This is a genomic window from Mesorhizobium sp. P3_A9, from assembly GCF_056402975.1.
Genome location: NZ_JBFUGJ010000255.1, coordinates 1 through 8,775 on the forward strand (window position 1 = coordinate 1; position 8,775 = coordinate 8,775).

Annotated in this window: 10 protein-coding genes; 1 reads left to right on the plus strand and 9 read right to left on the minus strand. The window is 61.0% G+C overall.

Features of this window, described 5'->3' with window-relative positions; translation table 11 throughout:
• The first annotated feature begins 203 nt into the window (after nt 1–203).
• Nucleotides 204–740 carry a hypothetical protein gene (locus tag AC1DX0_RS25920; protein WP_477224034.1) on the plus strand — a complete coding sequence of 179 codons (537 nt, stop codon included), beginning with the start codon at nt 204–206 and terminating at the stop codon, nt 738–740.
• Between the two features lie 104 nt (nt 741–844).
• Here the strand turns inward: AC1DX0_RS25920 and AC1DX0_RS25925 are convergent, their stop codons facing one another.
• From AC1DX0_RS25925 to cpaB, 9 genes are all read right to left on the minus strand, one after another.
• Nucleotides 845–1,420, minus strand: a complete 576-nt coding sequence (locus AC1DX0_RS25925; protein WP_477224033.1) for a hypothetical protein — start codon at nt 1,418–1,420, stop codon at nt 845–847.
• On the minus strand, nt 1,417–2,004 hold the full coding sequence (locus AC1DX0_RS25930) for a L,D-transpeptidase (RefSeq protein WP_477224032.1): 588 nt from the start codon (nt 2,002–2,004) through the stop codon (nt 1,417–1,419). The genes AC1DX0_RS25925 and AC1DX0_RS25930 overlap by 4 nt, the downstream gene beginning before the upstream one ends.
• Nucleotides 1,988–3,151, minus strand: a complete 1,164-nt coding sequence (locus AC1DX0_RS25935) for a CpaE/TadZ family protein (RefSeq protein WP_477357313.1) — start codon at nt 3,149–3,151, stop codon at nt 1,988–1,990. Before AC1DX0_RS25935 ends, AC1DX0_RS25930 begins: the two co-directional genes overlap by 17 nt.
• The gene (locus AC1DX0_RS25940; protein ID WP_477224030.1) at nt 3,148–3,783 is read right to left on the minus strand and encodes a TadE/TadG family type IV pilus assembly protein; all 636 of its coding nucleotides are present in this window, start codon (nt 3,781–3,783) and stop codon (nt 3,148–3,150) included. The genes AC1DX0_RS25935 and AC1DX0_RS25940 overlap by 4 nt, the downstream gene beginning before the upstream one ends.
• Complete coding sequence (locus AC1DX0_RS25945) at nt 3,777–4,274, minus strand: TadE/TadG family type IV pilus assembly protein (protein WP_477224029.1); 498 nt, start codon at nt 4,272–4,274, stop codon at nt 3,777–3,779. The genes AC1DX0_RS25940 and AC1DX0_RS25945 overlap by 7 nt, the downstream gene beginning before the upstream one ends.
• 4 nt (nt 4,275–4,278) lie before the next feature.
• Nucleotides 4,279–5,748 carry a TadE/TadG family type IV pilus assembly protein gene (locus AC1DX0_RS25950; protein ID WP_477224028.1) on the minus strand — a complete coding sequence of 490 codons (1,470 nt, stop codon included), beginning with the start codon at nt 5,746–5,748 and terminating at the stop codon, nt 4,279–4,281.
• 70 nt (nt 5,749–5,818) lie between these two features.
• Complete coding sequence (locus AC1DX0_RS25955) at nt 5,819–6,094, minus strand: hypothetical protein (protein ID WP_477357315.1); 276 nt, start codon at nt 6,092–6,094, stop codon at nt 5,819–5,821.
• 4 nt (nt 6,095–6,098) lie between these two features.
• Nucleotides 6,099–7,544, minus strand: coding sequence for a type II and III secretion system protein family protein (locus AC1DX0_RS25960; protein WP_477357317.1), 1,446 nt, complete (start codon nt 7,542–7,544; stop codon nt 6,099–6,101).
• Between the two features lie 56 nt (nt 7,545–7,600).
• On the minus strand, nt 7,601–8,641 hold the full coding sequence (cpaB, locus tag AC1DX0_RS25965) for a Flp pilus assembly protein CpaB (RefSeq protein WP_477224025.1): 1,041 nt from the start codon (nt 8,639–8,641) through the stop codon (nt 7,601–7,603).
• Nucleotides 8,642–8,775: the final 134 nt, after the last annotated feature.

Here is an 8,775-nt window from a genome sequence, read left to right on the forward strand (position 1 = left end):
ACCGTATGTAGTCCGTCTGAGCTGAAAGGTTGCCGTGGAAATTTAATGACGCTCCGGCCAAGATCATGCCGCGGCTGCATCAAGGGCCGATGCTGAATCTCGGGTTGCCTTATAAACTCCCAAGCACGGCCCCAGTGGCGCTTTTTTGTTAAGCCTCGCGCAATACTTGCGATCTATGCTGCTGCCAGATTGTCGAGGATAAAATGAAGCGCAGGCCGATATTACTCTTCGCTTTTCCAGCTTTCATCCTGATGATTCTGGCGTGCGAGCGAATAGCGACCATGCTGCTCGGAGCCTATCCCGCCAGCCCTGCCATGTGGAGGGTCTGGCTTGAACTTCGCCCCCTGTCGGCGATGTTTTGGCAACAGATCAACCTGGATCTCGGCGGTTCAATGGCCCTGGATGCCGTCATCCTGGTTGCGGCGGCAATGGTGTGTTGGAGCGCATGCCGCATGAAGCGGGCGACCGCCTTCTTCCTGGCCAACCACGTTGCCCTGCTATTCGCCGGGCTCATGATCGCTTCCAGCAGTCATTCGGAGACGGCGAGCACGCTCGCGGCAATTCCGATGTCCAACGGCCTCCAGTTCGCTCTGAAGATCGATTTTACCTGGCAGAACAGCCTGGTGCTTGTTCTGGGTCTCGCGGCCTGCGCGTACTGTCATGTCACGTTCCTTCGCGAAACGCGGCTGCGCGGAGAGTCCCTGGCCTTGCGCCTCATGGCTTTGGGACGGGATATGTAGTCTGGCGCACTGGGCGTTTTGAGAGCGCGCCAATATCCCTGACCGCCGTCCCTTGAAAGCTGTGAGGCTCGGCGCCGGCCAGCTTCACCCGAACCCGACACGCCTCAATTGATCTTGCGATAATAGACCTTGCCGTCCGGCGTTTGCGTTCGCTGGTAGGAGGGGTTTGGAGCAGGAGGTGCGGCGGCAACCCTTCTCTTGGGTGGCCGCGGCGTATCGGCAATTGCGGGTTCGGCCGCGACTTCGGTGTCGGGAGACGCTTCCGCCACGGTACTCGTCGTGACGACGGGTTCCGGCGCGCTCGAGACGCCGGCTTCGCCGGCCAATGGAAGGTTCTGTTGCAGGCGGGCTATGTTGCCGTTGATTTCGTTGAAACTGCCCTGCAACTGGCTGTCGAGCTTTTCAAATCGGCTTTGAAAACCGTTGTTGACCGTGTCGAGCCGGGCACCGATCCGCTGCTCGAACGTGCCGAGTTCCTCGAGACGTCCCTCCACGGTGCGCAGGTCGCTGATGCCCCGGTAGAGGTAGATGGCGGCCGTGGCATTCAGCACGGCAAACAGCGTCAATCCGACGCCGACCACGACGGCCAGCCGGGATCTGCTCCTGGCGCGGTCGAGCAGTTGCGGTTCAAGTTGCTCGGCGATGATGGTCGGTACGTCCGGGTCACTGATCGTCGTCATTGAACAACCACCTTGGTGCCCACAGGCACGCGCTTGAAAAGATCGATCACATCCGTGTTTGTCAGGCGAAAGCAACCCGACGTGCCGTCGAATCCCACGCCCTTGGGATCGTTGGTGCCATGGATGCGATAGAGCGTGTCGCGTCCGTCCCGAAGCAGATACAGCGCCCGGGCGCCGAGCGGGTTGTAAGGGCCCGAGGGCACCAGCTCCGGCAGTTCCGGCTGGCGGGCGCGCATTTCCCTGGGCGGGCGCCACTGCGGCCATTCCGTCTTGGCCCCGACCTTCACGACCCCGGTCCAGCCAAATCCGTCACGCCCAACGCTGATCTGATAGCGTAGCGCCTGGCCCTGGCGGGTCACCAGGTAAAGCGCCTTCTCGTTCTTGCGGATGACGATCGTGCCCGGCTGCTCGGTGGTTGCGAAGGCAACGGCCTTGCGCAGGCTGGGTCCCATTGCCGGCAGCGGCGGCCGGTCCGAAAGCGACCGCGCCTGGGCGAAGTCCTGGGCGGACAGCGCCAGTGCCATGCCCAGCACGCAAGCGCCGGCCAGCCCTGGGGCGATCCGATATCTACCGGGCAGCGTCATCAAGCCGCTCTTTGAACATCTTCTTCAAATCCTTGTTGAAGCGCGCCCGGCCATCCACTTCGGAGGGCAGGATCGCCCGGTTCAAGGCATCGGTCAGAAGGGCGTTGTCCAGCGCGACCGATTTGATGTGCGGCGCCTTGAAGATCTTCTCGAGTTCGCTGCGCGAAAAATGGTTCCCGAACCATTTGCGCTTGTGCTTGTTGGCGACCAGCGTGATGCTGACCGCATTGCCGCGCAGTTCACGGATTTTACTATAGAGCCGCTTGCCTTGACGCAGCGATGCGACATTGAGTTCGAAAACGATGAAGATCTCGTCGCTGGTCGAAAGCACCGAATTGTGCCAGGGCGTTTCGATATTGGGCAGGTCGATGACAATGTCGTCGAACCGGTAGGCGACGAGGTCCAGAAGCCGGAAGACGAAATCGCTGCCTTGCGGCTCGAACGGCAGTTGCGGCCTCTCGAAGGCATAGAGGGTGAGACCGGACGGGCGCGAAAGCTTGATGACATCCATCAGTTCGACATCGAGCCGTTCCGGCTGGCCGATGATGCCCGTCAGGTCGAACTGGTTGAACTGGTTGATATAGGCGCCGCAATTGGCGCTCTGGAAATCGAGATCGACCAGACAGGTCGAAGCCGCGCGCTCGGCCGATTTCGAGGCGAGGTGCTCGGCTGCCGACAGCGCCAGCGTCGTGGCACCGGCACCGCCGCTGGCGCTGATGAAGGTGATGATGCGGCTTTTCGTGCCCTGGTTGCCGGTATCATGGAAAGTKACSGCGTTGAGCAGTTCCTTGSCGTCGAGYGGCTTGTGCAGCCAGTCCGARGCGTTCATGCGSACCAGMRCSCGCGTCTGYTCSGACGTCAGYTCRTCGGARACCGCGATYAGCGGCACGGTTGCCCACAAAGCGCGCGCCTCGACGATGCCTGATTTGCCGAGCAATTCGCCATTGCCGAGATCAAGTATGACGATGYCCGGGCGCGTATCGGCCGGCGGCCCCTTGAGAAAATCGTCCGTCTCGGAGACCCGGACGTCATAGATCGCCAGCGCATCGAGCCGGGTCGCCACATCGCGCTTGAAATTCGGATCCGACGAGAACAGCGCCACCTGCTTTCGCTTGGTCGGTGTAACCTTGGTGTTGATGGCGTTCATGGAAAGGTGCTCTTCATGTCTTCGCCCGTAGCCGTGCTCAGCATGGAGGGCATGGTGATGGTTCCGAGACCGAGAAAACCGGCCAGAAAGAAGAACTGGAAGGGATGATTGACAATGCTGACGGTGACCGTTGGTACCGGCCCATTGGGCCGCGTCCAGTAGCCGAGCCCCGAAGCCTGATACTGAATCTGGACCTCGGATTTCAGAAGGGTTGGCAGGAAAGTCAGCATTCCCGGCCGGTTGCTGCTGCCGCTAAAGATGAAGTCGAAAGCGGCCTGGTTCACATTGAGGTTCTGGCATGTGGCGCCTGTTCCACAGGTGCAAGACACAACTCCGGCGGCACTGGCCGTACAGATATAGCTGTAAGTGTTGGCTGGTACCGCCTTTCCCACATCCAGTGAGTCGCTGGGGGTTTTTGCCTCGAGCAGAAGTCCGCTGGCGATCGGAGCGGAAATCTGCGCCAGCCTGGCGCCGGCCTGCACCGCTTTGTTGCCAGCATTCCATTGGTAGAGGGCATAGCCAAAGTCGACGAAACCAAGCAGCAAAGTCAGCAGCATGGGCATTGCAATGGCCGCCTCTACCATTGTCGCGCCGGATTGGTTTCTCCAGAACGTGCCGTGCGAGATCACCATCCCAAGACACGCTCCTGATGGAACACAGTGAGCTTGACGTTACCAAAGCCAAGATAAGACCAGAGGCCCAGGGTAGGATACGGATATGCGGCGCTGACCTGCACGACAACGACGTTAGCGGTGCTGCTGAGATAGAGCTGGGTACCGGTCGCGGTGTCGACCGCCGGGGTCGATAATACTGGCGTGATGGTGACCTGAGCCGTGGTCCACCCGGTAACCCTCGCGGTACCGCCCTGGACGGCCCCATTCACGGCCAGGTTTGTTGCCAACACTGAACAAGTATTCCAGTCGCTGCTGCAGCGCGCCATGTAGCGGGAGGCATCCTCGACTCCAGCTTCGAGAAGCAGACGCGTGTTGAAGATGTTCGAGAACTCGAAGACGCCGGCCGACAGCAGCAACACGAATGGCGTGACGATCGCTATCTCGACCAAGGCAGAGCCTTGTTCGTCGTGGTGGAACCGCTGGAGGAACTGTCTCAGTTTGATGAACATGGCGCTACCGGTACAATTGCGCTTCGTTGCGCTGCAGCTTCGTCAATGTGCCTTGGCCTACCACCGTGCTGATGTCCTGCATCTCGCCGTAAATGTCGGCGTTGGGCGCGCCGCCCGCCGGCTCGGTGATAAATACACTTCCAAAGGCTTGCACTGGCAAGGTCTGACCACCGCCTTGGACCGCGTTCGCCACGCAGTCGATGATCGCGACGTAGAGCAGCCGCCGATCGGCGCTTTGGGTCGTCGTGTTGCATTGCGGCGCCGTTGCCTCCTGGCCGCTCTTCAAAGTCGGATTGTTGATTTCATACTTGTAGACACAGTATCGGCTCGGGCTTGCGCCGCAGGCCGCTACCACCCCGGAAGTGCTCGCATTGCCATGGTTGACGGTCCAGTACCCGGAGAAATCCCATGTGCCATCTCCGAGTGCCCCCGCCTGTGTGCAGGTCCCAGATGTAAAGCAATTGTCCCTGGGCAGCGCCATGTAGTTCTTGGCCTGGCCGCTGTTGGGTGCGCTGTAGCTGCAGTTATTCTTGCCTGCGTTCGAAACGACCATTCCCTTTCGGACATTCGGCGCCGGCGGATTGATTGTCGGATCGGTTTTGTACGGGCCGCCATTGTTGTAAATGTCGAAACGGGTGTTGATGCCGGCATCCACGGGAGGAATGTTGCCCGGGCGGGTCGTCACCCCGCTCTGGTCGTAGCAAGCAGGCGGGTTCGTAACGGCGAACATTTCGGTCATCGCTGCCGTATTCTTGTCCCCTTCCGGCGATGACAGGAAGCCGTAATTGCCCGGGCCGTACTGCGCGCTGGCGCCACCTTGCTGTTCTTTGAGCCAGATCATCGGCTTCGTGGTTCCAGACAACGCTGTCTGCAACGCGCCAATACTGGCATATGGATTGCAAATGAACATCGGCGTGAACTGACACAACGCATTGGTGAATCCCGCCACCGCTTGTGGCCGCACGTCCATCCTGTCGGTGCTGCCGATGAGGCTGGCTGGAAAAATCGTCGCGAAGGCGCCCGCGCCGTCCGTCGCACCCGATGCGTTCACAGTCACTTCGGTAAACTTGACGGCCTTCGGATCGGTGCTGGCCCAGTTCTTGGCATTTGAGTCGACGCCCGCGGCAGTCAACGTGATGTCATCGCTCGCCGGTATCCCGGTCAGATAGGTAACCGTTACGTCAGCCAAGGCGATTTGGTGATCACCTGATGTCGAAAACACCGTCCTGTTGGCCACAAGGTTGGTGACGGCCCGGTTGGCCCGGGTGATCGCATCCGAATTGCCGTCGAGTTCCGCCGCGGCGGCAAGCGCCATCGCGTCTATGCCCTTCTGGAGATCGTTCTGCAGGCTGTTGACCCGGCTCATGTCTATGGCCAGCAGCGAGAAGCCGATAAGCACGGGTATCATGATGGCCACGAGGATCATCGCTACGCCGCGTTGATCGTTCCAGAAGGCTCGAATGGTCCCCAACATGACCTTACTCTCTGCTTTCCTGCGCAAGGGCCCCTCGCATGCCCGGCGCCTCCGCATCCTTCCGTTCAGCTCACTGCTTCGTCACTCCCGACCCGCCGACATTRACCGTGATCGCCGGCGGYGGYGGAGGYGGCGGYGGAAATTTGTAGTTTTGGGCAACRRSSGCGGCKCGCGTGCCGTCGCCTTCGATATGCGTGTTCCTGGAGGCCGGATTGAGCGGATCGACCGTCTGCAGAAGCGAATTGAACTTCTGCGTGTCGCCGGCGGCCAAGGTCACCGTGTCGTAATGGTTCAGATAGTCGGCAGCGCAGCCCGAAAGCGCACCGGCGCAAAGTATGAGGATCAAGGCGCTATTTCTTGACATAGAGCATCTTGTCCTTCGATTTGAAGTCCAGCATGTGGCCATAGGGGCCGGTGACGCCGTCGCCCGTCTCATATTTTCGGATCATGTCCTTGTTCACYTCRAGCTGACCRAGSAYGAAGAAYTCCGGATCGTTGGCCGGCCGCGTCTTGTCGAACGGCGTCGCCARYTGTTCGCCGGGCTTCACCGGCCGCACGACATGCGGCGTGACGATGACGACCAGTTCGGTCTCTTCCTTCTGGTTGCTCGAATTGCGAAACAGCGTGCCGATGACCGGCACCTGGCCGAGCCACGGCACCTGGTTCTGCAGCTTTGTGGTCTTGCTGGACAGCAGCCCTCCGACCGCGAAGCTCTGGCCATCGCGCAGTTCGACGACGGTATCAAGCTTGCGATTGGTGAAGATCGGGTCGCCGGCGGTGGTGAAGCCGGTGAGATCGCTGACCTCCGGCGCCAGCTTCATATGGATCTTGCCGTCGTCGAGTACGACCGGTGTGAACAGCAGATTGACGCCGAATTGCTTGTACGTGATGGTTACCTGGCCATCATTGCCGAGGACACGGATGGGCACTTCGCCGCCGGCGTTGAAGCTGGCCGGTTCACCGGAAAGTGTGGTGAGATTGGGCTCGGCCAGCGTGCGCACCACGCCCTTGGCCTCGAGCGCCTCAATGAGTAGGTCAACCTTGATGTTGCTGTCGATGACGCGGGTGACCAGTGCCGCAAAGGGGCTGGAGGTCGACAACAGGCCGGCGATAACATTGCCCGTTCCGGCCAGCACATTATCCTCGTCGACGGCAGCACCGCCCGTGCCAAGCCGGTTCGTGCCGCTGCCGTTCGTACTCCTGATCGACACGCCAAGGTCGCGGCCGGCGTTACGCTTCGCCTCCAACACGCGCACTTCAAGATTGACCTGCTGGCTGTCGTCGACAGTGACGGAGTTGATGATGGCGTCGGGGCCATACTGCTGTGCCACTTCCAGGATCGACGCCAGCGTCGCGCCGTCCTTGACATGGCCGCCAAGCCTGACCTTGCCGTTGATCGAACCGATTTCGATACGCGCCTTGGGCGCCACCTGGCGGATCGCCTGCGCCATGTCGCTGACGTCGACGCCGACCTCGATCTGGATGACGCCGAGCGAGCGCTTGTCCGGGGAAAACAGATTGACCGTGGTGGTGCCGGCGCCCTTGCCGATGACATAGAGCGTACGGTCGGTCATCGGCTGGGCATCGGCGATCTTCTCGTCGCCGACGACGATATCGCCGAGGTTGGCGCTCACCTGGATGGTTACCGATTGCGACATCGGCAGGAAAACACGATGGACGCTGGGGTTCGACACGTCGATGAAGCGGTCAGCTGCATCGGCCGCGAGGCTCGATAGCGTTACCGCCGCCAGGCATGACAACGCGGCCGCAGCTATCCTTACGCAAAACCCCTGCATCCCCGTCTCCCCACTGCTGCTACCGCTGGCAGCCCCACTTTATTAGCCGCATCTTATCATGGTTGTCGCGGCACGTCATATGTATCGAGCTTCACCCCCCGGAACACGCCCACTGTCACGTTCTTGGGCGGCTCGGGCTGCACGTATTTGACCACTTCCTTGACGACTTCCCGCACTTCCGGCGTAGACGCCACGGCTGGAACGGGCTTGACCTTGCCCAACTCGTCAAGGCGGCTTCCAACCCGCTCCACGGCCTGGGCGAGCCCGGCTAGCTTGTCGTCCGCACGCTTACGCTCCTCGGCTGCGGCAGCTTCAGCCGCTGCTTTCTTGTCGAGCTCGGCCTGCCTTTTGGCAACGTCGTCTGGCGTTTCGCCGGTCAAATCCGAGAGCGTCACGCGCTCGGTCGTTTCGCCCTTGCTGGCCGCGGCCTGGCGCAGCGCCAGCGACAATTGGCCGGCGCCCGCCGCAAGCGTCAGCTTCTGCGCATCCTTGGTGCTGGCCTCCAGCGTCACCGACTTCACCACTGTCGGGCTGTCCTTGCTCTCGTCGGCCACCTGGTCGACCGCGAGCACCTTCATGCTCTGCAGAAGCACGTCGACGAAACTCTTGTCCGCGCCATCACCGCCGCGTTCTGTGCGCGTCAAAAGGACATCGACCCGGTCACCGGGAAAAACAAAGCCGGCGACCCCGAGCACGTCATTGACCCTGATGGAAACGGCCTTCATGCCTTCGCCGAGCACTGCTGAAAGCGTTGCGCGCTGGCCAGGGCCGGTGATCTTTGTGGCGAGAACAGGCTCATTGGTGCCGATCGCCTGCAACGCCTGCTTGGTGCCTTCGCCAGCCAGCGCTTCTTTTGTTGTCTTGAAAGCGCCGGCCGGAACCGCGCCCGCCGGCCACGCCACTTCGCGCAGCTTGTCATCGGTCAGCATGTCGCCGAATTTCAATGGTACGGCCGCCACGACGACCGTATCGCGCGGGACGTCATCCGTCCGCGCCATCGCATTGCGCTGGCTGGCCAGCCAGATATTGGCGAGCACAACCGCAAGGACGCCGAACACGCCGGCGAGAACGATCATGATAAGCGTATTGGCACGCATTCTTCCACCCCACCATCGCCCGCTGGGCGAATGTCAGCCCCTTCTAAGCGTAGAATTCTGGGCCGGAATCGAGCGATTCCGGCCCAGAAGGTTCTTAGCAAGTGCCGCCGGCAGTGCCGTCGGCCTTGATGCCC

What these genes read in the sequence shown, in the direction of transcription:
- AC1DX0_RS25925 (WP_477224033.1), bottom strand. Translation starts at nt 1,420, where the DNA reads ATGACGACGATCAGTGACCCGGACGTACCGACCATCATCGCCGAGCAA.
- AC1DX0_RS25940 (WP_477224030.1), bottom strand. Translation starts at nt 3,783, where the DNA reads ATGGTGATCTCGCACGGCACGTTCTGGAGAAACCAATCCGGCGCGACA.
- cpaB (WP_477224025.1), bottom strand. Translation starts at nt 8,641, where the DNA reads ATGCGTGCCAATACGCTTATCATGATCGTTCTCGCCGGCGTGTTCGGC.
- AC1DX0_RS25950 (WP_477224028.1), bottom strand. Translation starts at nt 5,748, where the DNA reads ATGTTGGGGACCATTCGAGCCTTCTGGAACGATCAACGCGGCGTAGCG.
- AC1DX0_RS25930 (WP_477224032.1), bottom strand. Translation starts at nt 2,004, where the DNA reads ATGACGCTGCCCGGTAGATATCGGATCGCCCCAGGGCTGGCCGGCGCT.
- AC1DX0_RS25945 (WP_477224029.1), bottom strand. Translation starts at nt 4,274, where the DNA reads ATGTTCATCAAACTGAGACAGTTCCTCCAGCGGTTCCACCACGACGAA.
- AC1DX0_RS25920 (WP_477224034.1), top strand. Translation starts at nt 204, where the DNA reads ATGAAGCGCAGGCCGATATTACTCTTCGCTTTTCCAGCTTTCATCCTG.